We start from the raw sequence: 22229 nt of genomic DNA on the forward strand, positions 1-22229 counted from the left end.
AGGTCGGCGGAGGCGGGCCTAGTCGTCCGACTTGCGCGGACGCATGTTCTGCTGGAGAATGCGCTTGCGGAGCCGGATGCTCTTCGGCGTCACTTCCACCAGCTCATCGTCGTTGATGAACTCAACGGCGACTTCGAGCCCCATCAAGTGCGGCGGGACCAGGCGAATCGCGTCATCCGCGCCCGACGAGCGCATGTTGGTCTGCTTCTTCTCGCGGCAGATGTTGACGTCGAGGTCGTTGGTGCGCGAGTTCTCGCCGATCAGCATGCCCTCGTAGACCTGGGTGGTCGGCTCGATGAAGATGGTGCCGCGCTCCTGCATGCTGGCAATCGCGTAGGCGGTGGCCACGCCGGTGCGGTCCGAGACCAGCGTGCCGTTGGCGCGCGCCGCAATCGGGCCGTGCCAGGGCTCCCATCCCGAGAAGATGTGATTGATGATGCCGGTGCCCTTGGTGTCGGTCAGGAACTGCGAGCGGAAGCCGATCAGGCCGCGGGCCGGAATGCGGAACTCGAGGCGGACGCGGCCGCTGCCGTTGTTCACCATCTTGGTCATGGTGCCCTTGCGAGTGCCGCACATCGCGATCACCACGCCCTGGAACTCTTCGGCGACGTCGATGACCAGCTCCTCGACCGGCTCCATGCGAACGCCGTCGATCTCCTTGACGACGATCTCGGGACGCGAGACCTGCATCTCGAAGCCTTCACGCCGCATCATCTCGATCAGGATGGCCAGCTGCAATTCGCCGCGGCCCAACACCTTGAACTGCTCCGGCGTCTCGGTGGGTTCGACGCGGATCGAGACGTTGCCGAGCAGTTCCTTCTCGAGGCGTTCCTTGAGGTGGCGCGAAGTCAGGTACTGCCCGTCGCGACCGGCCATCGGCGAAGTATTGACGCCGAAGATCATCGAGACGGTCGGCTCGTCCACGGCCACCGGCGGAATCGGCTTGGGATTGACCGGGTCGGCGATCGTCTCGCCGATGGTGATGTCGTCGATGCCGGCGAGGCAGACGATGTCGCCGGCCGCGGCTTCATTGATCTCGACGCGCTTCAGCCCCTCGAAGGTGAACAGCTTGGTGACCTTGGTCTCCTTATACTTGCCGTCCAGCTTGCAGATCACCACCGGGTTGTTCAGCTTGACCCGGCCGTTGGAGATGCGCCCGATCGCGATGCGGCCCAGATATTCGCTGGAGTCGAGGTTCGAGACCAGCATCTGGAGCGGGGCGTCGACGTCGCCACGGGGTGGCGGCACGTGGGCAATGATCGACTCAAACAGCGGCCGCAGGTCTTCTCCCTGCACCTCGAGACTGGTGCTGGCCGTGCCCGCGCGGCCATTGGTAAACAGCACGGGAAACTCGATTTGCTCCTCGGTGGCGTCAAGATCGATGAACAGGTCATAGACCTCGTTCAGCACTTCCTGCGCCCGGGCGTCGGCGCGGTCGATCTTGTTGATCACGACAATGGGCGGCAGGCCGCGCTCGAACGCCTTGCGGAGCACGAAGCGAGTCTGCGGGAGCGGCCCTTCGGCCGCGTCGACCAGCAGCACGACGCCATCGGCCATGGAGAGCACGCGCTCGACTTCGCCGCCAAAGTCGGCGTGCCCCGGCGTATCCATGATGTTGATCAGCGTCTCGCCGTAGTGGACGGCGGTGTTCTTGGCCAGGATGGTGATGCCGCGCTCGCGCTCGAGTTCGTTGCTGTCCATCGCTCGCTCGGTGATGCGCTCGTGGGAGTTAAAGACGCCGCCCTGGCGGAACATCGCGTCAACGAGGGTGGTCTTGCCATGGTCGACGTGCGCGATGATGGCGACGTTGCGGCGAAGAGGATTGGCGATCGGTAAGGATTTTAGAGATGAAGACATCTCAGGAGTATATCAGCCTTGCTATTCTATATTCATGATTCTAGAATAAGGAATGATTCAGGCCTCTCTTAAGGCCCAAGACGTCCTCGTCCTCGCCAAACTCATCGTCGGCCAGGGGCAGCGGCGAACTATGGCCATCCTGGCCGCCGAACTGGGTCTCAGTGCGTCACAGGTGCATGGGTCGCTCAAACGGCTCGAGAAATCGCGTCTCGTCGCCACGCCCGCTGACGGTGGCCGCCCCATTGTTCACGCCGTCGAGGAGTTCCTGATCTACGGCCTCAAGTACGTGTTCCCGGCCCAACGCGGCGAGATCACTCGCGGCATTCCGACCGCCCACGCCGCGCCGCCCTTGAACCAGCACTTTGCGCCAGGCGCCGACCTGCCGCCGGTCTGGCCCGACCCGGAGGGCGAGGTCCGCGGCACCGCCCTCGATCCGCTGCACAAAATGGTGCCCGGGGCCGTCCGCAAGGATCCCGCCTTGTACGAACTGCTCGCCCTGATCGAGGCGCTGCGCGACGGCCGCGCCCGCGAACGACAACTCGCCGAGCGCGAGCTGGCCACGCGCCTGCGCAGGCTGCTCCATGGCTGATCCCAACCGCGACCTGTTCGAGCGAGCCGTGCGGCTCCTCGCCCCTGTGCTGGACGAGCTGATCTTCGTCGGCGGCTGCGCAACGGGATTCATGTTCACCGACCCGGCCGCCGCCGGAATTCGTCCGGCCAACGACCTCGACGCGATTGCGGACGTCGCTTCGTACGCGGCCTACACCACCCTCGCGAACCGGCTGCGCGCCATCGGGCTGCAAGAAGACACGAGCGCGGGCACCATGACGGCGCGCTGGCGCCATGACGACGCGGTGGTGGATGTCACGCCAACCGACCGCAGCGTGCTCGGGTTCTCGAATACTTGGTACGCGCCGGCAGTCGCCGAAGCCCAGCGGGTCACCATCGCGGACTTGCCGGTGCGCATGGTCACGCCGCCGTTCCTGATCGCGAGCAAGCTCGAAGCCTTCCACGTCCGCGGGCACGCCGACGTGGTCACGAGCAGTGACCTGGAAGATGTTGTCTTGATCGTTGACGGCCGGCCCCAACTGCTCGCCGAGATCGAGCGCGCCGGCGGCCCGGTTCGGCACTTCATCGCGTCGGAATTCGGGGCCCTGCTGGACAACCGGCGGTTTCTCGACAGCCTCGCCGGCTTGCTCCCCCAAGACCGCGCGAGCCAGGCCCGGCGGCCATTGCTCGAGAAGCGGTTGCGTGGCATCGCCGCCCTGCAGCAGCCGTAGCACCCTGGCACCCTGACACCCTAGGCACCTTAGGCCCCCTAGGCCCCCTAGACACGTTAGAATGTGTCCATGCCAATGTTCGAATACCAGTGCCGGTCGTGCGACCACAAGTTCGAGCTGCTGGTCCGCGAGTCCACCCGCTACGAATGCCCCAACTGTCAGGGGCGCGAGCTCGACAAACAGCTGTCGGTATTTGCGGTCAGCGCGCCCGGCAGCGGTGTCGGCATGGCCATGAACGCCGGGCCCTCGGCCTGCGGCGCGTGCGGTGACCCGCGCGGCGCCGGCAGTTGCCGGAACTGACGCCATGAACAAGATCATCCTGTGCGTCATCGCCGGCCTGATTGCGGCCGCCGCAAGCACCTCGAGCACGGCCGGAGCGGCCCAGGGCGCAGCCATCACGCCGCAGGCCATTCCCTCTCCGGCCTCAGGCACGTCAGCGCAGCCGCAGTTGACGGTCTCGTCGCGTGGGGTGCTCCTCAGTTGGATCGAGCGTACCGGCGATCTCGCCACCTTGAAGTTCGCGGAGCGCACTGCCTCGGGATGGACTGACGCGCGCACGGTGGCGTCGGGCCGCGACTGGTTCGTCAACTGGGCCGACGTGCCGTCGGTCATGCGCCTGCCCAATGGCACGCTCGTCGGCCACTGGCTGCAGAAGAGTGGCCCCGACACCTATGCCTACGACGTGCGGCTGTCGTACTCGAAGGACGAAGGGAAGACCTGGTCGCCGTCGTTCGTTCCCCATCACGACGGCACCAAGACCGAGCACGGCTTCGCTTCGCTGTTTCCGCTGGGCGACGGCCTGGGCGCCATCTGGCTCGACGGCCGCAACATGAAGTCCGCCGGCGGTCACGACGAACACGGCGGTGGCGGCGTCATGACCGTGCACTTTGGCCGGTTCGACAAGAACTGGAAGCAGGTCGAGGAATCCGTCGTCGACGCGCGCGTCTGCGAATGCTGCCCCACCGCCGCGACCGTGACCAGCGAGGGCGTGATTGCGGCCTTCCGCGATCGCAGCGACGGCGAAATTCGCGACATCTACACGTCGCGCCTCGTGAACGGCAAGTGGTCCGAGCCGGCGGCGGTGCATGCCGACGGGTGGAAGATCGCCGCGTGCCCCGTGAACGGTCCCGCGTTAAGCGCCTCCGGGCGCAATGTGGCGGCGTCGTGGTTCACAGTAAAAGGAGACGCTGTGAAGGGCGAGCAGGGCCAGGCCTACCTGGCTTTCTCGAGCGACGCCGGACGCACTTACGGCGCGCCCATTCGTGTGGACGATGGCGGATCGCTGGGGCGAGTGGATGTGGCGTTGGTGCCCGACGGCAGCGCGGCGGTGGCCACGTGGATTGAGTTCGCCGATCAGCGGTCGCAATTCCGCGCCCGGCGCATCGACCGCACCGGCGCGCGCTCGGCCCCCGTGACCATTGCCGGCCTCGCCGGCGGCCGGTCCAGTGGCTACCCGCGCATGGCCCTGAACGGCCGCGAGTTGGTGTTCGCGTGGACCGAGTCGAGCGCTGGCGGCGCCATGCAGGTGAAGACGGCCACGGCCGTGCTGCCGCAGTAAGACGGTCCATGAAGCGCGCGCTACGATTCGCCGCCTGGCTGTTGTTGTTGCTGGCGTTGGTGGTGACCGGCGCCATGCTGGTGGTGCAGGGCCGCGGCGTCAGCGCCCGGCCCCAACCGTCATGGATCGAGACGCGCGCCGCGCTGTTCCTGCGCGGGTGGCTGACGCCGCCCATGTACAAGGGCCTGCGCAATCCCGTCACCGCCACCCCCGGCAACTTTGCGGACGCCCGGCAGCACTTCGCGGATCACTGCGCCAGTTGCCATGCGAATGACGGCAGCGGCAATACCGAGATGGGCCAGTCGTTCTACCCCAAGGCGCCCGACATGCGCCTGCCGCGCACGCAGGAGTTGAGCGACGGCGAGATCTTCTACTTCATTGAGAACGGCATCCGGCTCACCGGCATGCCCGCCTGGAGCACGGGCACCCCCGAAGGCGAAAAAGCCAGTTGGGAGCTGGTCCACTTCATCCGCCGCCTGTCGGCGCTGACTTCCGAAGACCTGGCGATCATGGAGCGCTTCAACCCCACCTCGCGCGACGTGTTCGAGGAAGAGCTGCGAATCGAGCGCTTCCTGAGCGGCGAAACCCCCGACCCACCAGCCCCACCCGTCTCACCCGCCCCCGATCCCCACGCCGGCCATGAACCCCCGAAATAGGGCCGGTTTCACCACGAATTTCGATCCCACTTGAGCAAGATGAGGCACAATGGCTTATAATTGAGACTTAGTCTCAACTTTGGGTTATTCACCATTGTGATCAGAAAACACGCTTCCCTCGCCGCCCTGCCGGTCGGCGGTACCGCCACCGTCGCCCACGTTCGCGGTGAGCGCGCCGTGGTTCGCCGCCTGCTGGAAATTGGCCTGGTGCCGGGCACGACGGTCACCATGCGACGCGTCGCGCCCATGGGCGATCCGATCGAGCTGAAGGTGCGCAACTTCGCGCTGTCAATTCGCCGGTCCGAAGCGCTCGGCATCGAAATCGAGTGACGCGGCATCGAGTGACGCCGCTTCCCATCGTTCTGGTTGCCGGCAACCCCAACTCAGGCAAGTCCACGCTCTTCAACGCGCTCACCGGCGCGCGCGCCCACGTCGCCAACTATCCCGGCGTCACGATCGATCGGGTCGCGGCGACGCTGGCCGGCGCCGACGGCAACGCGTTCGAACTGGTTGACCTACCCGGCACTTACGGCCTGAGCGCGCGCTCACGCGAGGAACAGATCGCGGTCGACGCGCTGATCGGCCACGGACTGCCCGCCCCCCAGGCCGTGGTGGTCGTCGTCGATGCGGCGACGCTGGCCCGGTCGCTGTTCCTGGCCATTGAGGTGATTGCCACCGGTGTGCCGGTGGTGATCGCGCTCAACATGTCGGACGAGGCGGCTCGCGACGGCATCACCATCGACGTCGCCCGGCTCGCGGCGATGACCGGCGCGGAAGTCGTGCGGACGGTGGCTACGAGGGGCAAGGGCCTGGACGAGCTCAAGGCGGCGATTGCGCGCGCCGTCACCGGCCCCGCTGCGGACGCGCCGCCGATCGAGCGGCCGGCCGCCCTGGCCGTGGACATCGCGGAGCTGGAAGCCGCCATTCTGGCCGAGCACGCGCTCGGCCGGACCGGCGCCGCGCGCGCATGGGCGATGTGGCTGCTGTTGTCGCTCGATGACGAAGGGGCCGATGACCTGGCCGGTGTGCCGCCGCCGCTGCGGGTACTGACGCGCGCCATTCGCAGCCGCGCCGCCGCCGCGGGCCGCAATGTCGACCTCGAGATCATCGCGTCCTCGTATCGCCGGGTCGATGCGATTGTCGAGGCCGTCGTCCAACGGGCGGCGCCCAGCCGGCGCCGGACCGATCGCATTGACGCGGTGCTGACGCACGGTGTCTACGGCGCCGTCGTGTTCGCGCTGGTGATGCTGGTGGTGTTCCAGGCGCTGTTTACCTGGTCGGAGCCGGCGATTGCCTTTATCGAATCGATGGTGGCGGGGGTCCAGGGGCTGGCGGCGTCGGCGCTGCCGCCCGGGCCGCTCACCGACCTGGTGATCAACGGCATCATCGCCGGCGTCGGCAACGTCGTGGTGTTCGTGCCGCAGATCGGGTTGTTGTTCCTGTTCATCGGCCTGCTCGAAGACTCGGGCTACCTGGCGCGGGTGGCGTTCGTGATCGACCGCCTGATGCGCAGTGTCGGTTTGAACGGCCGCGCCTTCGTGCCCATGCTGTCGGGGTTTTCGTGCGCGGTGCCGGCGGTGATGGCCACGCGCACCATCGAGAACCGGACCGATCGCCTGCTGACCATGCTGGTGCTGCCGCTGATGTCGTGCAGCGCCCGGCTGCCGGTGTACGTGCTGGTCACCGCCACGGTGTTTGCGCCCGATGCGCGCCTCGGCGTGCTCAGCGTGGGAGCGGTCGTGCTGTTCGCCATGTACCTGCTGTCGGTGGTGGCGGCGCTCACCGCCGCGGCCGTGCTGAGGCGCACCGTGTTGAAGGGCCCCGGAGCGCCGCTGGTGCTCGAGTTGCCGCCGTACCGGCTGCCGGCCACCGGCGTGCTGCTGTTCAACGTGTGGCAGCGGGTCCGCGCGTTCCTGATCGGCGCCGGCACCGTGATTCTCGCGCTCACCATCGTGCTGTGGGCGCTGCTGTCGTATCCCAAGGTCGCGACGGCGGCGGCCGGCGATCAGCTGCGGCACAGTTTCGCCGGCCGGCTGGGCCACGTCATCGAGCCGGCGATCGAGCCGCTCGGTTTCGACTGGCGCATCGGCGTCGGCATCATCGGCGCATTCGCGGCGCGCGAAGTCTTCGTCTCGACGCTGGCGATCGTCTTCGACATTGAATCCGACGGCGCCGAGGACGAACCGCTGCGCGAGGCGCTGCGCACCGCCACCTGGCCTGACGGACGGCCGTTGATGACGCCGCTGGCCGGCGTCTCGCTGATGGTGTTCTTCGTGCTGGCCTGCCAGTGCATGAGCACCGTCGCCGTCGTCCGTCGCGAGTCGGGCACGTGGCGGTGGCCAATCTTCATGGTCGTCTACATGACGCTGCTCGCGTACGGCGCGTCACTGGTCGTCTACCAGGTCGGCGCCCGTCTCGGGCTGGGGCTCGGCTGATGGTGCAGGAAATCGGCGTCGCCGTGATCGTGCTGGGCGCCGTGGCCTTCCTGGTCCGCCACTTCTTCGGTGGCCCCGGCAAGCCGAAGGCGGCGACGACGTTCATTCCGCTCGGCAAGCTCAAGCAGAAGCCCCCCAACGACTGCCATTAGCACCCCAGGCACCCCTGGCACCTTAGGCACCTTAGGCACCCTAGGCACCTTAGGCACCTTAGGCACCCTAGGCACCTTAGGCACCTTAGGCACCTTAGGCCCTTGACACCAATACCCCCCTCCGGTATCTTATAGGGGTAGGGGGTATACACATGAGCTTCACCGAAACGACCGTTGTCATCGCTGGCATGAGCTGCGGGGGCTGCGTCAACAGCTTGACCCGCGTCCTGACCGCCGTTCCCGGCCTCGAACCACTCAAGATTGAGGTCGGCAAGGCCCGGCTGAAGGTCGACGCCGAGGTCGCGACACCCGCGGTCATTGCCGCCGCGGTCGAGCGCGCCGGCTTCACCGTCATCAGCCAGGAGTGATCGCCATGGATGGAATGGACTTCACCATCATCGGCGTTGCGGTCGCGTTGATCGTCCTGGTGAACTGGTACTTCCTGGGCCGGTCGCAGTCATCGGTGGTGGCTGTGGCCGCGCCCGGGGCGGTGGCCGAGTTCACCATTCGGGTCGCGGGCGGCTACTCGCCTAACGCCATCGAGGTCGCCCGCGGCAGCCGCGTGCGCCTGACTTTCGATCGCCAGGAAGATAACCCGTGCTCCGAGGAAGTGGTGGTGCCCGACTTCGGCATCAGGCGCGATCTCCCGGCCTTTGCGCGCACCGTCGTCGAGTTCACCGCCGACACCGCGGGCACACACCAGTTCGCGTGCGGCATGGGAATGCTGCGCGGCACCATCGTTGTGAAGTGAGACGCCATGAGCAACCAACTCGCCCAACCCGCCCCACCGGCCCCACCGGCCCAACCCGCCCAAAAGATCACCCTGCCCGTGGAGGGCATGACCTGCGCGGCGTGCCAGGCGACCGTGCAACGTGCGCTCAGCAAGCAGCCAGGCGTCGCCAAGGCGGCGGTGAACCTGATGATGCACGAAGCCACGGTGCACTTCGATCCGGCGGCGACCAACCCCGCCCAGATCGTCGCGGCCATCAACGACACCGGCTACGTCTCGCGCCTGCCGGTGGCGGCCGATGACACCAGCAGTGCCGATGATGAGCGGGAGCAGCAGCAGAAGCGCGAGTACAACACCCTCCGCACGAAATCGCTGGTGAGCCTTGCCCTCGGCGCGGTGGCGATGATCGCGTCCATGCCGTTGATGGGTGGCATGTCACCGCACGCCGAGCACTCGGGCGATCCGCTGCTCCGTTGGACGATGACCGCGATCGACCCGCCGGTGCGAGCGGCGCTGCCCTGGCTTTACGCACTCGATCCGCTGATCCTGACCTACGCGCTGCTGGCCGCCACCGTCTTCGTCATGACGTGGGCCGGCCGCCACTTCTACACCCGCGCCTGGTCGGGCCTGAAGCACGGCACGGCCGACATGAGCACGCTGATCGCGGTCGGCACGGGGTCAGCTTTCATTTACTCGCTCGCCGCCACGCTGGTGCCGTCGTGGTTCGTCGCCGACGGCGCGCGGCCTGACGTCTATTACGAAGCGGTCATCATCATCATCGCGCTGGTGCTGCTCGGCAACGCCATGGAGGCGCGCGCCAAGACCCAGACGACGAGAGCGCTGCGCCAGTTGGCGAAGCTGCAGCCGTCGAGCGCGCGCGTGCGGCGCGACGGGCAGGAACAGGACATCCCGATCGCCGCGGTCCGCGCCGGCGACATCGTGCTGGTCCGGCCGGGTGAACGCTTCCCTGTGGACGGCGAGATCACCAGCGGCAGCGGCGCGGTGGATGAGTCCATGTTGACCGGTGAGTCGATGCCGGTCGAGAAAGCCACCGGCGACCGGGTAATTGGCGCCACCGTGAACAGCACGGCCGCCCTCGAAGTGCGGGCGACCGCGGTGGGCACCGGCAGCGTGCTGGCCCGCATTGTCACGCTGATGAAAGAGGCGCAAGGCTCGCAGGCGCCGATCCAGCGGCTGGCCGATCGCATTTCGGCGGTGTTCGTGCCAATCGTGATCTCGATCGCGATCGCAACCTTCGCGGCGTGGATGGTGTTGCCCGAGACGCCGTCGTTTGCATCGGCGATCACCGCGGCGGTGTCGGTCCTGATCATCGCGTGCCCGTGCGCCATGGGGCTGGCGGTGCCGACCGCCGTGATGGTGGCCAGCGGGCGCGGCGCGGCGGCCGGCATCCTGATCAAGGGCGGTGAACCGCTCGAGCGGCTGGCGGCCGTCGATACGATCGTCTTCGACAAGACGGGAACGCTGACCGAGGGCACCCCGCGCGTCACCGACATGCTGATCGCGCCGGGACAGGACCGGGCGACGGTGCTGCGGTTCGCCGCGGCGCTCGAGAGCCGCTCCGAGCACCCGCTCGCCAAAGCGGTCGTCGCCGCAGCCGGTGACGACCGCGGCCCGCGGCCGGCAGTGGATAACGTGAGCGCGCTGCCGGGTAAGGGCGTAAGTGGCACGGTCGATGGCCGGAACGTGATCGCCGGCACCGAAGGCCTGCTGCGCGAGTCTGGCGTGGACGTGACGCCGCTCGAGGCGAAGGCGCGCGAGTGGGCGGCCAACGCCAACACGGTGGTCTTTGTCGCGATCGGCGGCCAGGCCGTCGCGGCGTTCGCCATCGCCGACACCATGCGCGCGAACGCGAAAGACGTGGTCGAGGCGCTCGGCCGGCACGGGTTGCGGACGGTCATGCTCACTGGCGACCGGAAGGCGACCGCGGAGGCGGTGGCGAAGCAGGCCGGCGTCAGTGAAGTCATCGCCGAAGTCCTGCCCGACGGCAAGGTCGCGGCGATCAAGAGTCTGCAGGCGGACGGCCACGTCGTGGCGATGGTGGGCGACGGCTTGAACGACGCCCCGGCGCTGGCGCAAGCCGACATCGGCATGGCCATGGCCTCGGGTACCGACATTGCCGGCGAGGCCGCGTCGGTCACGCTGATGCGCAGCGACCTCGACAGCGTAACCCAGGCGATCGTCCTCTCCCGCAAGACCATGCGGACGATGAAGCAGAACCTGTTCTGGGCGTTTGTCTACAACGTGATTGGGATCCCAGTCGCGGCCGGCGTGCTGTTCCCCGTCTTCGGTATCCTGCTGAGCCCCATCCTCGCCAGTGCGGCGATGGCATTCAGTTCGGTGAGCGTCGTCTCCAACAGCCTTCGTCTACGAGGAGTGACCCTGTCGTGAAGCACACACATGAGCATGCGGTGGCCGTGGATCCCGAAGTGAAGGACGCGAACCTGAAGCGCCTCCGGCGCATCGAAGGCCAGATCCGCGGCATCCACAAGATGGTCGAAGAGGATCGTTACTGCCCCGACATCATCACGCAAATTGCCTCAGCGCAAGAGGCGCTGCGGGCGGTGGGACGACAGCTGCTACGCAACCATTTGAAGCACTGCGTCGCCTCGGCGATCAAGCAGGGACCGAAAGAAGCGGACGCCACCTACGACGAGCTGCTGGAGCTCGTGTATCGACACCTTCGGTGAGCTGTCAGTCCGCCTGAAGGCGGACTCTACTTCAAGAGATCCAGCGCGGTCACGAAGCGCGGCTCGATATCCACCGGCACCGCCGTCAGCTTGTCGAGCACGGCCTTCGTTGGCGGCCGCAGCACGCCGAGCGTGTCGATCATCTGCTTGGCCTTGGCGTAGCTGCCTTCGGCCTGCAGCGTCATGATCTCGCCGGTGAGCGCGGTGACGGCGTCGCGGATCTTCGCGGTGTCCACCGCGAACGTGCCATCGGCGTTGACCGTGAAGCCACCCCGATCGAGCAGGTAGTTCAACTGGATCGCCTGGCCGCGGCCGTGCGCTTCGTTGATGCCGAAGCGGAGCGAACGGAACGCCGACGCCAGGAACGTCGTGTACATGGTCTGTTCGAGGTCCTTGTCGAGCTGACCCCGATCGATCAGGAACTGCAGCGCGAACAGGCCCGAGATGTCGGCCTTGGCCTCTTCGATCGCGCTGTAGGTCTCCTTGAGTTCCTGGCGCACTGTCGTGGTGCGGCCACCGACGGTGATGTCGTGCGGGCCGAGTCCGTGCATCAGTTCGTGCATCAGGATGTGCGTGAAGAAGGCTTCGAACGCGATGTTCCCCTGGTCGGCCGATGCCAGCGCCACCTTCGAGATCGGCGTCAGCACCTTGTCGAACTTGGCCTGCTGGTTGTTTTTCAGCATCACCCGCTTGCTGCCCTTCTCGCGGATGACACGCTCGTCATTCGGCAGGTTGAACGCGGCCGTCTGGACGCCGCGGTTGGCGTCCCCCGCCGAGAACACGGTATTGACGACCGCGATCGGCGCCAGCGCGCCCAGCTTCGGATTGCGGTACTTCGCGTCGATGGGCAGGTTGTTCTCGATGTCCTGCAGCGAGCCGGCGAACTTCTGCAGCTTGTCCGACTCGGTGCGGTCCTTCACCGTGATGAACGCTTCGAACGCCGCCTTGTAGTTGAACCACTCGTCTTCGTAGACCTCGTACGGCCCGATGGTCGGCTCGATGGTGGCGTCGAGCTCCATCCACTTGACATCGCTGTCGTAGTAGTCGTTCGACACGAACGCAGCGGCGCGCGATTCGAGGTACGCCTTGAGCGTGGGCTGCGCGGTGGCGGTGGCTGCGGCGCGGAGGTGCTGGGCCGCAATCGCCAGCCCGCCCTGGTATTCCAGGCTGTAGGGCACCGCGATCAGCTGGCCGTCAGGACCGCGACGAATGGTCGTGAAGAACCCGGTGGCGGCGGTCTTCTCTTCTGGACCGAGCCCAGCGATCCACTTCTCCACTTCCTCTTTGGTCGCACCCACGGGATAGAAGTTCGCGGCGGCGGGTTTGTCGGGCGCGCCGGGGATGAACGGCTCGTTGTGATCCAGGCGGGACCACGGTCCCTTGTTCACCAGGAACGCGTGCAGCCGCGCCTTGCCAAGCGGGGTCTCGTCTCTCACGAGCGCCTGGAACATGGTCTCGTTGCCCGACCACGCCTGCTCCAGAAACAGCGCGTCCATCACCTGCGCGGCCCGCACCATGTGGGCCAGCGCCTCGCGCTCGTTAGCGGGCAGCGCCGAGATGTCCGCGGTGAGATCCGTCGGCGCAAACCGTGCGGTCTTCTGCTGCAGTTGCGACACCGCCTGGTCGGCGGGCGACGCCGGCTCCGCATTCGGAGGCGGCCCGGTCGGCGCCTGCGTGCGACAACCCGCCAACGCGAGCACGAGTGAAGCCGATGCTACCGTCATGATGACCCGTCCCATGAATGACTCCTTCGCACCAATCCCGACAAGCAGTTTCCTCCCGACCAGCAGTGCCCTCCCGACCAGTAGGTCGCTCCCGTCACCGTCGGCTAGTGAACGCCCGACGAACCTTGCAACATGGAGGGCTCCGCACCCAGCCGCCTGATAGCCACTTCCCACATCTGGTCGACCGGCGTCGAGAAGATCAGATCCGACTCGACCGGCGCCAGCAGCCAGGATGACTCGGCGAGTTCGCCATCAAGTTGCCCCGCGCCCCAGCCGGCATAGCCAACGATCATCCGGATCCCGGGTTCGGGCGAGGCCTCGAGCGTCTGCCTCACCAGTGTGGGCGAGGCCGACAGATAAACGCCCGCCTGCACTTCGAGCGCTTCCGGATCGAGCTCGGGCTTCGCGGTCAGGATCCACGCGCGGGTCGGCTCGACCGGGCCACCGGTGAACAGGTGCATCTTCGGATGGATCTCGATCGGTTCGTCGGCCGTGACAATCGCCTGCGCGGGCTCCGGCATCCGGCGGTTCAGCACCAGACCGAAGGCGCCATGGGCGCCGTACTCCGCCAGCAGGATGACCGTCTTCGAGAAATTGGGATCGTTCAGCTGAGGCATCGAGACCAGCAGCACGGGGGCGAGAGAGGCGTTCGCCATGGATCGATACTACTTCAATCGTCGCCTCGCCCACGCCACCGCCTCCTCGACCACTGGCGTGTGCGCGCTGTGCGCCGAGTTCTTCACCCCGTGGCCAGGCCGCTCGAGCACCGGCGCCAGCGCCGCATCGCCGGCATTGCCAATCACGATGGCCAGGTTGCGGCGCAGGCCCGACAACGGCAGGTGCGTCATCGCGCTGCCCTTCACGAACTCATGCAGTTCCCGGTCGGTGCGCTGCCACAGCTCGGCGGCCGACGCGCCGTCCCTCGGCGCCGCCGTCCACGCCGGATCCGCAGTCACCACCGGGGCCAGGTTGTACGGGCACACCTCCTGGCAGATGTCGCAACCGTAGGCGTGGTTGCCCAGCCAGGGCCGCTGCGGCTCCGGGATGGCCCCGTCAATTTCAATGGTCAAGTACGAGATGCACCTGGTGGCGTCGACCACGTGCTCATCGACAATCGCGCCGGTCGGGCACGAATCAAGACACAATGTGCAGGCGCCACATTGATCGGTCGCCGGCGCATCCACGTCCAGGGTCAGGCTCGTCGCCACGCCGCACAAGAACATGTAGGAGCCGAGTTCAGGATTGATCACGCAACTGTTCTTGCCGATCCAGCCGATCCCGGCGTGCTGCGCGTAGACGCGTTCCTGCACGTGATGCTTGTCGACAAAGATGGCCGTCGCGAACGGCTCGTGGGTCTGCTCGCGCATCCACGTGGTGAGCCGCTCCAGCCGTTCGGCGAGGACGATGTGGTAGTCCTGCCCGCGCGCGTAGCGAGCGACTCGAACTCCATCGACTCCCGACTCCCGGTTCCCGACTCCCGGCTGTTCGGTGTTGTAGATCGCGCCCGCGACGATGACCGAGCGTGCCGAGGGCAGGAAGTTCCGGATATCAGCGCGCGCGTGGGCTGACTTATGCAGGTAGATCATGTCGCCCGCGTAGCCGCGGGCGAGCCATTCAGGGAGGAACGCGAGTTCGGGCAGCGCCGTCGCAGGCGCCACCCCGCAGACATCAAATCCGAGGGTCAGCGCCTGCTGCTTGATCGACTGCGCTGTCAGCACCTCACTTCGAACTGCGGACGAGCTGACGCAGCACATACGGCAGGATGCCGCCGTGCGAGAACGCCACCAGTTCCTCGGGCGTGTCGATGCGCGCCATGGCCGTGAACGACTTCGTCGAACCGTCCTCGGCCGTCGCGGTCACCGTAACGACCGCACGCGGCTTCAGGGCCGCACCCGCACCGGCCAGCGCGAACGTCTCGCGGCCGGTCAATCCGACGCTGGCCGCGTTCTCGCCGTCGGTGAACTGCAGGGGCAGCACGCCCATGTTCACGAGATTGCTGCGATGGATGCGCTCGTAGCTTTCCGCGATCACCGCCTTCACGCCGAGCAGCATGGTGCCCTTGGCTGCCCAGTCGCGCGACGATCCCGAGCCGTACTCCTTGCCCGCAATCACTACCAGCGGCACGCCGGCCGCCTGGTACTTCATCGCGGCGTCGTAGATGGGCACGACGTCGCCACCGGGCAAGTAGGCGGTCACGCCGCCCTCGATGCCCGGCACCATCTGGTTCTTGATCCGCGGGTTGGCAAACGTGCCGCGCATCATGACCTCGTGGTTGCCGCGGCGGGCGCCATAGGAGTTGAAGTCCACCGGCGCCACGCCATGCTCGACCAGGTACTTGCCGGCGGGGCTATTGGCCTTGATGTTGCCGGCCGGCGAGATGTGGTCGGTGGTGATGCTGTCGCCGAGCAGCGCGAGCGCGCGCGCGCCGGTGATCTCGGTCAGCGGCGCCGGCGTCATCGACAGGTTCTCGAGGAACGGCGGCTTGCGGATATAGGTGGAGTCGGCTTCCCAGGCGAACCGGTCGCCGGTCGGCACCGGCAGGTTCTTCCAGCGCTCCTGCCCTTCGAACACGTTGGCGTACTGCTGGCGATAGGCCTCCGACGTCACGCTGTGCAGCATGGCCGCCTGGATTTCCTTCTCCGTCGGCCACACGTCCTTCAGGTAGACCGGCTGGCCGTCCTGGCCGGTGCCCAGCGGTTCGGTGGTGAGGTCGATGTTCATCGACCCGGCCAGCGCGTAGGCGACCACCAGCGGCGGCGACGCCAGGTAGTTGGCGCGCACCTCCTGCTGGATGCGGCCCTCGAAGTTCCGATTGCCGCTCAGCACCGAGGCCACGACCAGTCCGCGCTCGATGATCTCGGACGAGACCTCTTCCGGCAGCGGGCCGCTGTTGCCGATGCAGGTGGTGCAGCCGTAGCCCACCAGGTTGAAGCCGATCTGATCGAGATACGTGTCGAGGCCGGCCTTCTTCAGGTAGTCGGTGACCACCTTCGAGCCCGGCGCGAGGCTGGTCTTCACCCACGGCTTGCGGGTCAGGCCGTGTTCGACCGCCTTCTTGGCCACGAGGCCGGCGCCAATCATTACGCTCGGGTTCGAGGTGTTCGTGCAGCTCGTAATGGCCGCGATCACGACCGAACCATGTTCAAGCTGGGTCGGCGTGGCCACGGCAGCGCCGGTGCCACCAGGACCCTGGCCTGAGCTTGTCGAAGGCTTCACGCCCTTCTTCAACTCGTCGAGCGAACCGGCGAACGAAGCCTTGGCTTTCGACAGCGACACGCGATCCTGCGGCCGCCGCGGGCCGGCTAGGCTGGGCACCACGCTCGCCAGGTCCATCTCCATGGTCTCGGTGTAGACGGCATCCGGCGCCCCGGCCGTGGCAAACAGGCCCTGCGCCTTGGCGTAGGCCTCCACCAGCGCCACCTGCGACGCCTCGCGTCCGGTCAGCCGCATGTACTCGAGCGTCATGTCGTCAATCGGGAAGATCGCGACGGTCGCGCCGTACTCCGGGCACATGTTGCCCAGCGTCACGCGGTCGGCGATGGTCAGGTTCGCAAGGCCGGGACCGTAGAACTCGACGAACTTACCGACCACGCCGCGCTTACGCAGCGCTTCGGTGATGGTCAGCACCAGGTCGGTCGCGGTCGCGCCCTCGGGCAGCTGCCCCGACAGCCGGTAGCCGAGCACGGTCGGAATGAGCATCGAACTGGGCTGGCCGAGCATGGCCGCCTCGGCCTCGATCCCACCCACGCCCCAGCCCACCACGCCCAGGCCGTTGACCATGGTGGTGTGCGAGTCGGTGCCGAACACCGTGTCCGGATACGCCGTGCCATCGGCATCGCGGCACACCACCCGCGCGAGGTACTCAATGTTGACCTGGTGCACGATGCCGGTTTCGGGCGGGACGACGCGGAAGTTGCGGAAGCCGGTCTGGCCCCAGCGCAGGAACACGTAGCGTTCGCGGTTGCGGTGGTACTCGAGGTCGGCGTTCAGGTCCTTGGCGTTGGCGGTCCCGAAGTGATCGACCTGCACGGAGTGGTCGATGACCAGTTCCACGGGCTGCAGCGGATTCACTTTCTGCGGATCGCCGCCGAGCGCGACAATGCCGTCGCGCATGGCTGCCAGGTCGACGACACACGGCACGCCGGTGAAGTCCTGCAACAGCACGCGGGCCGGCATGAACGACATTTCCTTCTCGCCAATCGTCTTCGGATCCCACGTCGCCAGCGCCGTGATATCAGCGGTCTTGACAAACCCGTTGTCCTCGCGGCGCAGCAGGTTCTCGAGCAGGATCTTCAGGGAGTACGGCAGGCGGGCCACGTTCGGGAACCCGGCCTTCTCGAGTGCGGGCAGGCTGTAAATGCTGACCGTATCGGCGCCGACGGACAACGCGGTGCGGGTCTTGAAAGTATCGAGACTAGGCATGATGGCGACAGGCTCCTGAACTACAACCCACCTAATGGATCGTTTCAGCTATTGCGTGAATCCAGCAACCTCGCTCACCGAAGGCACTGGGGCCGTTCCTACGGAACGGCCCGCAGGGAACGCGAAGACTTATTCAACTAATCTTATCAAGGAACGCGCGGACGACGGCGGCGGGGTCCTGCTTCTCGCCGTCCACGGCAAAGTTCATTTGCCGCATGTCGGCGGCGGAGATCCGCCCGGCCAGGTTGCGAACTGCCGCGGCGGCGGCCGGATACTGCAGCAGCATCGACGCCCGGGCGACCGGCGAAGCGTCGTAGACCGGGAAGTAGTGACGGTCGTCCTCCAGGACGGCAAGGCCAAGGGCCTCGATCAAGCCACTGGTCGCGTCGCCGGCCGTGACGTCAATTTCGCCCGCGGCCAGGGCCCGGTAGATCAGGTTCAGGTCCATCACCCGCGGCGATGCCGCGAACGACAGGCCGTAGGCCGCGCTCAGTCCCTTGAAGCCATCGGGCCGCTCCAGGAATTCATAGCCAAACCCAGCGCGCCATGTGGCGTCCGCCCTCGGCAATGTGGCGTCCGCTTTTAGGCGGACCATGCCCGCCAGGTCACTCACGGTCCTCAGTCCCAACCGCTTCGCATCGTCGCCCCGCACGAGAATCGCAAACGTGTTGTTGAAGCCAAGGCGCGGCATCAGCGTCGCGCCGAGCGCCGCGTAGCGCCCACGCACGGTCTCGAACACGGCCTCCGAATCGGCGGACGCGGCCTCGTTGAAGATCGCCGTCAGCGCCGTGCCGGTGTACTCGACGTAGAGGTCGATGCCGCCGCTGAGCAGAGCTTCATGCGCAATCGCGGTGCCGCCGAGGTTCAGGCGCCGGTCCACGGTCAGGCCCTGGCGCTCGATCGCCTGCGCCAGCAACTCCCCCAACACCACTTGTTCGGTGAAGTTCTTGGAGCCGACCACAAGGTCGGCGCGGCCGGCCGTCGCCCGGCCGGACCACACCGCGGCCGCGGCGAGCAGCGCCACCACGGCCAGAACGGCAACATGGCGAGCGGAGCGGCGGCGCGCATCGGCCAGGTGGCCGGCGGCGGCGAGCGCGGCGTCGGCGGCCAACGCCAGGATCGCGGCCGGCAGTGCACCCGCAAGAATCACCGTGGCATCGACCATGGCGAGTCCGCGAAAGATGTAGTCGCCGAGACCGCCGGCGCCGATCGCGGACGCGATGGTCGCGGTGCCCACGCCGATCACCACGGCCACCCGCAGGCCCGACACGATGGACGGCAGCGCCAGCGGCCATTCCACCTGGCGCAGTACCTGCCGTGGTGTCAGACCCATGGCCACCGCGCACTCCACCACGGCTGGCGGGACGCCCTGCAGGCCGGTGATCGTGCTGCGCAGGATCGGTAGCACCGCATAGACCGTGAGCGCCACGAGCGCCGTCCGCGTGCCAATGCCGCCGATCAACGGCAGGGGGATCAGGAAGCCGAACAGGGCCAGGCTCGGAATGGTTTGGGCGAGGTTGGCCAGGCCGACGATCGGCCGCGACAGTGATGGCCGGCGGGCCGCCAGGATGCCCAGCGGAATGCCCACCGCCGCGGCAATCGCCGTCGAGGCCGCCACGAGCACGACATGCTCGCCGAGCCGCGTGGCCATCTCGGCCCGATGCGACGCGACAAACGCCAGCAGTTCCGTCATGTGGCGTCCGCCTTTAGGCGGACCGTTCCCATTAGGGTCCGGACTCTCGGATCATCACTCGTCTGCAGGGCAGCTGGCGTATCGCACGCGATCAGCGCCCCCTCATGCAGCACGGCGATTTGATCCGCCAGCGCGCAGGCCTCTGCCATGTCATGCGTGACGAGGATCACCGACCGGTGCCCCCCGCCGCGCGGTTCCCTTGCCAGTGCGCTATGGGGGGCAGGCAACGTCCGCTGCACGCGAAGAAACTCGGCGTGTAGTTCGCCCTTCGTGATCGGATCAAGCGCGCCGAACGGCTCGTCCATCAACAACAGCGGCGGATCGGCCGCCAGGGCACGTGCCAGCCCGGCACGCTGCCGCTGGCCGCCCGACAGTTCGTCGGGCCAGCGGTCGCGAAACACCGCCGGTTCCAGGCCAACCAGCGTCAGCAACTCGTCCACCCGGGCACTGACGCGGTCGGCGGGCCAGGCCAGCAACCGCGGCACGGTGGCGAGGTTGTCGCCGACGGTGACATGGGGAAAGAGACCCGCGTCCTGGATCACGTAGCCGGTGCGACGCCGCAACGCGATGGGATCCCAGTCCCGCGTGTTCTTGCCATCGACCAGCACGTCGCCCACATCGGGATCCAGCAGTCGGTTGACCAGCCGCAATAGCGTGGTCTTGCCCGAGCCGCTGCGCCCGACCAGCGCCACGGTGTCCCCGTGATGCACGGTCATCGACACGTGGTGCAGCACCGGCCGGCCGCCGCGACTCGCCGAGACTTCCGCGAACTGGACGGCGGGTCCGGGCATGCGTGTCTACAAGGACAGGAACAGGTGAACGGCGAACGTCGGGTAGACGCGAGCCTTGTCTTCGAAATCGATGCCGCCGCGGCGCAGGTTAGCCCGCAGGTCGCCACGCAGCCCCAGTGACCGGGCCGTGCCCGAGCCGCCGCGGATCCAGTACCGCGCACCCACACCGGCGTAGTAGACCTGCCCTGTCTCGACTAAGGTGCGCTCTTCGTGCAGTTGCCGCAGGTAACCGGCGCCGCCCACCACCAACGGACGCACGCGAGGCCCGAGGCGTACAGGCATGTGCCAGACCACGGCGACATCGAGCAAATACTGGTGCAGCTGTTCGCCCTCGAGGTCCTGCCGGTTGGTCTCCGTATCACCGGTAATGGTGACGGGTAGGCGCGGCCTGCCAAACGCCCCGCCGCCTTCAATCGCGAGGGAAGGTGTGAGCGTGAACCCGACGCGCGCTGCGGCGCTGGCGACAGATCCTACTTGCGAGCTGGCGGAAAACCACGTGAATGGCGGCGGCGTGCGGCCAACGGCGTTGCTGCGCAACCGCGCGTTGATGTCGCCCACGTCGTAGCCGCCAGACCACACCACGCCGCCCTCGAGCACCACGCGATGCGCGCGCAACGCCGGCGCCTCCTGCGCAGAAGCGACGTCGGCACTCAAGCACCCGAGCACCAGAGCACCCAAGCACAGCACCCTAGGCACCCCAGGCACCTTAGGCACCTTAGGCACCCTCATTTCGGTAACACCTTGATCTCAATTGGCGCCGATGACCCTCCGCGCGGCGCCACGACCATGCGCGGGGCATAGGCGACGCGGAAGTTCACATCGATGGCGGTTGAGAAAAAGCTATCCACCTCCGCATCGTCCAGTGGCTCGACCCTGAGGATGTAAGGCCCGGGCGCCAGCCGGATGATCGCAAACTCGCCACGGTCGTTGAGGGCGAAGTTCCCGACGCTGACGCCGGTCTCGGGATTGAATGCGACGACGTGCGCGCCGAGCATGCCCTGGCCGTTCTTCGTAACCCGGCCGGTAATGCCCCCGGTCGCGGCGACCTGGCCGGCGGCTGGGTAGAGGTCCGCAATGCCGGCCATGTCGTCGGCCTGCAGGACGCGGTCAGCGATGGTGCCCGCCGACATGGCAATCGGAAACATCACCGAGCCGGAGGCGATGACGCGGCGGCCGCCGGTACTGGTCAATTCGGTCTCGCCCAGCGCCGAGTGGCTGAGGCCCAGGAGATGGCCGAGTTCATGGAGCGCCACCGATTCCAGGTCAACGCGGCCCGGCGTGCCATCGGCGGCGACCGACCACGCGAACCGCGCATTGAAGAAGATGTCGGCTTCGACAATGTCCCCGTTGGTGTCGTCGATCAGGAAGCTGGTGGCGCCGAGCACGCGATCGAGCTCCGGCCGGTCGAGGAAACCAAGCGTCGTGCGCCCGTCGACCATCCCCGGTTCCGCCGCGGTCATGCCCTGGAATTCGAAGCGAACGATGGCCGACGGCACGGCCTGCCACGTCGCCGTGGCTCGCGCCACCGCGCCACGCAGGTCGCCGGCCGACACCGTCGGGCTGTTGGCTTCAAAGACGAAGTAGCGGACCGGGCCCCGCCATGTGACGTCAATCACGCGGCCGTCAACCGGGGTACCGTGCTTCAGATACGCCCCGGCGGGCAGTGACGATCCCGCCACCAGCAGGGCGGCGACGACGACGCCAATCGCGCGCCTCATCGGACCGCCTCCCGCACCGCCCGCACGGCGGTCTCGAACGCGTCGAGGGACACGGGCGCGCGGCGCCGGTCGCCGCGGACAATGGGCGCCCCGGCCGGCTCGATCGCCGGCGGCGTCACGAGCGCGGTGCCGGAAGCGGTGTCCCGAACCACGCGGTAGATGCCCTGGGCAAAGCCGGTGGTCACCGGCAACCGGGGCCCGCGGGCCATCAGAAACAGCACGGCGTGGTCGCCCCTCGCGAACGATGGCGCGCCGGGCATGACATTGCGGTACCGTCCGACCTGTCCGCCCGGAACGGTCAGCGTCAACTCAGCCGTCGCGGGCCCCTTCAATCCCTTGATCACTTCGACGGTGACCAGGCTGTCGATGCGGCGGCGATCGTCGCTCCACTGCCCCTGCACGTCGATCACGCGCGCGTAGACAACGACTGATGATCGGCGGACCAGTTCCTCGAAGCTCAGCGGAGCAACCGTCACGGCCCTTGCCGGTCCGGCCGCCGACACGA

Annotated in this window: 22 protein-coding genes; 12 read left to right on the forward strand and 10 right to left on the reverse strand. The window is 67.2% G+C overall.

Annotated elements, in window-relative coordinates; translation table 11 throughout:
• Positions 1-18: 18 nt before the first annotated feature.
• Positions 19-1857: a translational GTPase TypA gene (typA, locus tag Q8T13_22675; GenBank protein ID MDP3720578.1), complete on the reverse strand. Its 1839-nt coding sequence runs from the start codon at positions 1855-1857 to the stop codon at positions 19-21.
• A 52-nt stretch (positions 1858-1909) separates the two neighbouring features.
• Between typA and Q8T13_22680 the strand changes: the two genes are divergently transcribed.
• The 12 genes from Q8T13_22680 to Q8T13_22735 all read left to right on the forward strand — a co-directional run bounded on the left by Q8T13_22680 (position 1910) and on the right by Q8T13_22735 (position 11376).
• Positions 1910-2446, forward strand: coding sequence for a hypothetical protein (locus Q8T13_22680; GenBank protein MDP3720579.1), 537 nt, complete (start codon positions 1910-1912; stop codon positions 2444-2446).
• Positions 2439-3137 (forward strand): hypothetical protein, encoded by a 699-nt coding sequence (locus Q8T13_22685; protein MDP3720580.1) that lies wholly within the window; start codon positions 2439-2441, stop codon positions 3135-3137. The genes Q8T13_22680 and Q8T13_22685 overlap by 8 nt, the downstream gene beginning before the upstream one ends.
• A gap of 69 nt (positions 3138-3206) precedes the next feature.
• The gene (locus Q8T13_22690) at positions 3207-3437 is read left to right on the forward strand and encodes a zinc ribbon domain-containing protein (protein MDP3720581.1); all 231 of its coding nucleotides are present in this window, start codon (positions 3207-3209) and stop codon (positions 3435-3437) included.
• Between the two features lie 4 nt (positions 3438-3441).
• A complete protein-coding gene (locus Q8T13_22695; protein MDP3720582.1) occupies positions 3442-4695 on the forward strand; it encodes a sialidase family protein in 1254 nt (417 codons plus the stop codon).
• 8 nt (positions 4696-4703) lie between these two features.
• A complete protein-coding gene (locus tag Q8T13_22700; protein ID MDP3720583.1) occupies positions 4704-5351 on the forward strand; it encodes a cytochrome c in 648 nt (215 codons plus the stop codon).
• A 96-nt stretch (positions 5352-5447) separates the two neighbouring features.
• Positions 5448-5681, forward strand: a complete 234-nt coding sequence (locus Q8T13_22705; protein MDP3720584.1) for a FeoA family protein — start codon at positions 5448-5450, stop codon at positions 5679-5681.
• 11 nt (positions 5682-5692) lie between these two features.
• Positions 5693-7786 (forward strand): ferrous iron transport protein B, encoded by a 2094-nt coding sequence (gene feoB / locus Q8T13_22710; protein ID MDP3720585.1) that lies wholly within the window; start codon positions 5693-5695, stop codon positions 7784-7786.
• Positions 7786-7938: a hypothetical protein gene (locus Q8T13_22715; GenBank protein MDP3720586.1), complete on the forward strand. Its 153-nt coding sequence runs from the start codon at positions 7786-7788 to the stop codon at positions 7936-7938. The genes feoB and Q8T13_22715 overlap by 1 nt, the downstream gene beginning before the upstream one ends.
• Before the next feature lie 152 nt (positions 7939-8090).
• Entirely contained in the window at positions 8091-8306 is a 216-nt protein-coding gene (locus Q8T13_22720) for a heavy-metal-associated domain-containing protein (GenBank protein MDP3720587.1), read from the forward strand.
• Positions 8307-8311: 5 nt separating this feature from the next.
• Positions 8312-8689, forward strand: a complete 378-nt coding sequence (locus Q8T13_22725) for a cupredoxin domain-containing protein (protein MDP3720588.1) — start codon at positions 8312-8314, stop codon at positions 8687-8689.
• A gap of 6 nt (positions 8690-8695) precedes the next feature.
• Positions 8696-11077, forward strand: a complete 2382-nt coding sequence (locus Q8T13_22730) for a heavy metal translocating P-type ATPase (protein MDP3720589.1) — start codon at positions 8696-8698, stop codon at positions 11075-11077.
• Positions 11074-11376: a metal-sensitive transcriptional regulator gene (locus Q8T13_22735; protein MDP3720590.1), complete on the forward strand. Its 303-nt coding sequence runs from the start codon at positions 11074-11076 to the stop codon at positions 11374-11376. The genes Q8T13_22730 and Q8T13_22735 overlap by 4 nt, the downstream gene beginning before the upstream one ends.
• 26 nt (positions 11377-11402) lie before the next feature.
• On the opposite strand, the gene Q8T13_22740 is transcribed toward Q8T13_22735, so the two are convergent.
• The 9 genes from Q8T13_22740 to Q8T13_22780 form a co-directional block, all read right to left on the reverse strand.
• Entirely contained in the window at positions 11403-13115 is a 1713-nt protein-coding gene (locus Q8T13_22740) for a hypothetical protein (GenBank protein ID MDP3720591.1), read from the reverse strand.
• An 89-nt stretch (positions 13116-13204) separates the two neighbouring features.
• Complete coding sequence (locus tag Q8T13_22745) at positions 13205-13756, reverse strand: YqgE/AlgH family protein (protein MDP3720592.1); 552 nt, start codon at positions 13754-13756, stop codon at positions 13205-13207.
• Between the two features lie 9 nt (positions 13757-13765).
• Positions 13766-14818, reverse strand: coding sequence for a tRNA epoxyqueuosine(34) reductase QueG (gene queG, locus Q8T13_22750; GenBank protein ID MDP3720593.1), 1053 nt, complete (start codon positions 14816-14818; stop codon positions 13766-13768).
• A gap of 1 nt (position 14819) precedes the next feature.
• Positions 14820-17522 (reverse strand): aconitate hydratase AcnA, encoded by a 2703-nt coding sequence (gene acnA, locus Q8T13_22755; GenBank protein MDP3720594.1) that lies wholly within the window; start codon positions 17520-17522, stop codon positions 14820-14822.
• 133 nt (positions 17523-17655) lie between these two features.
• Positions 17656-19215 carry an ABC transporter permease/substrate-binding protein gene (locus Q8T13_22760; GenBank protein MDP3720595.1) on the reverse strand — a complete coding sequence of 520 codons (1560 nt, stop codon included), beginning with the start codon at positions 19213-19215 and terminating at the stop codon, positions 17656-17658.
• Positions 19212-20006 carry an ATP-binding cassette domain-containing protein gene (locus tag Q8T13_22765; protein ID MDP3720596.1) on the reverse strand — a complete coding sequence of 265 codons (795 nt, stop codon included), beginning with the start codon at positions 20004-20006 and terminating at the stop codon, positions 19212-19214. The genes Q8T13_22760 and Q8T13_22765 overlap by 4 nt, the downstream gene beginning before the upstream one ends.
• A 6-nt stretch (positions 20007-20012) precedes the next feature.
• Entirely contained in the window at positions 20013-20660 is a 648-nt protein-coding gene (locus Q8T13_22770; GenBank protein ID MDP3720597.1) for a hypothetical protein, read from the reverse strand.
• Positions 20661-20731: 71 nt separating this feature from the next.
• The gene (locus Q8T13_22775) at positions 20732-21724 is read right to left on the reverse strand and encodes a carboxypeptidase-like regulatory domain-containing protein (GenBank protein ID MDP3720598.1); all 993 of its coding nucleotides are present in this window, start codon (positions 21722-21724) and stop codon (positions 20732-20734) included.
• Complete coding sequence (locus tag Q8T13_22780; protein ID MDP3720599.1) at positions 21721-22200, reverse strand: hypothetical protein; 480 nt, start codon at positions 22198-22200, stop codon at positions 21721-21723. The genes Q8T13_22775 and Q8T13_22780 overlap by 4 nt, the downstream gene beginning before the upstream one ends.
• Positions 22201-22229: the final 29 nt, after the last annotated feature.

Source organism: Acidobacteriota bacterium, assembly GCA_030697165.1.
Lineage (GTDB): Bacteria > Acidobacteriota > Vicinamibacteria > Vicinamibacterales > UBA2999 > 12-FULL-67-14b.

What these genes read in the sequence shown, in the direction of transcription:
- typA (MDP3720578.1), bottom strand. Translation starts at nt 1,857, where the DNA reads ATGTCTTCATCTCTAAAATCCTTACCGATCGCCAATCCTCTTCGCCGC.
- Q8T13_22680 (MDP3720579.1), top strand. Translation starts at nt 1,910, where the DNA reads ATGATTCAGGCCTCTCTTAAGGCCCAAGACGTCCTCGTCCTCGCCAAA.
- Q8T13_22685 (MDP3720580.1), top strand. Translation starts at nt 2,439, where the DNA reads ATGGCTGATCCCAACCGCGACCTGTTCGAGCGAGCCGTGCGGCTCCTC.
- Q8T13_22690 (MDP3720581.1), top strand. Translation starts at nt 3,207, where the DNA reads ATGCCAATGTTCGAATACCAGTGCCGGTCGTGCGACCACAAGTTCGAG.
- Q8T13_22695 (MDP3720582.1), top strand. Translation starts at nt 3,442, where the DNA reads ATGAACAAGATCATCCTGTGCGTCATCGCCGGCCTGATTGCGGCCGCC.
- Q8T13_22700 (MDP3720583.1), top strand. Translation starts at nt 4,704, where the DNA reads ATGAAGCGCGCGCTACGATTCGCCGCCTGGCTGTTGTTGTTGCTGGCG.
- Q8T13_22715 (MDP3720586.1), top strand. Translation starts at nt 7,786, where the DNA reads ATGGTGCAGGAAATCGGCGTCGCCGTGATCGTGCTGGGCGCCGTGGCC.
- Q8T13_22720 (MDP3720587.1), top strand. Translation starts at nt 8,091, where the DNA reads ATGAGCTTCACCGAAACGACCGTTGTCATCGCTGGCATGAGCTGCGGG.
- Q8T13_22725 (MDP3720588.1), top strand. Translation starts at nt 8,312, where the DNA reads ATGGATGGAATGGACTTCACCATCATCGGCGTTGCGGTCGCGTTGATC.
- Q8T13_22730 (MDP3720589.1), top strand. Translation starts at nt 8,696, where the DNA reads ATGAGCAACCAACTCGCCCAACCCGCCCCACCGGCCCCACCGGCCCAA.
- Q8T13_22740 (MDP3720591.1), bottom strand. Translation starts at nt 13,115, where the DNA reads ATGGGACGGGTCATCATGACGGTAGCATCGGCTTCACTCGTGCTCGCG.
- Q8T13_22745 (MDP3720592.1), bottom strand. Translation starts at nt 13,756, where the DNA reads ATGGCGAACGCCTCTCTCGCCCCCGTGCTGCTGGTCTCGATGCCTCAG.
- acnA (MDP3720594.1), bottom strand. Translation starts at nt 17,522, where the DNA reads ATGCCTAGTCTCGATACTTTCAAGACCCGCACCGCGTTGTCCGTCGGC.
- Q8T13_22760 (MDP3720595.1), bottom strand. Translation starts at nt 19,215, where the DNA reads ATGACGGAACTGCTGGCGTTTGTCGCGTCGCATCGGGCCGAGATGGCC.
- Q8T13_22765 (MDP3720596.1), bottom strand. Translation starts at nt 20,006, where the DNA reads ATGCCCGGACCCGCCGTCCAGTTCGCGGAAGTCTCGGCGAGTCGCGGC.
- Q8T13_22775 (MDP3720598.1), bottom strand. Translation starts at nt 21,724, where the DNA reads ATGAGGCGCGCGATTGGCGTCGTCGTCGCCGCCCTGCTGGTGGCGGGA.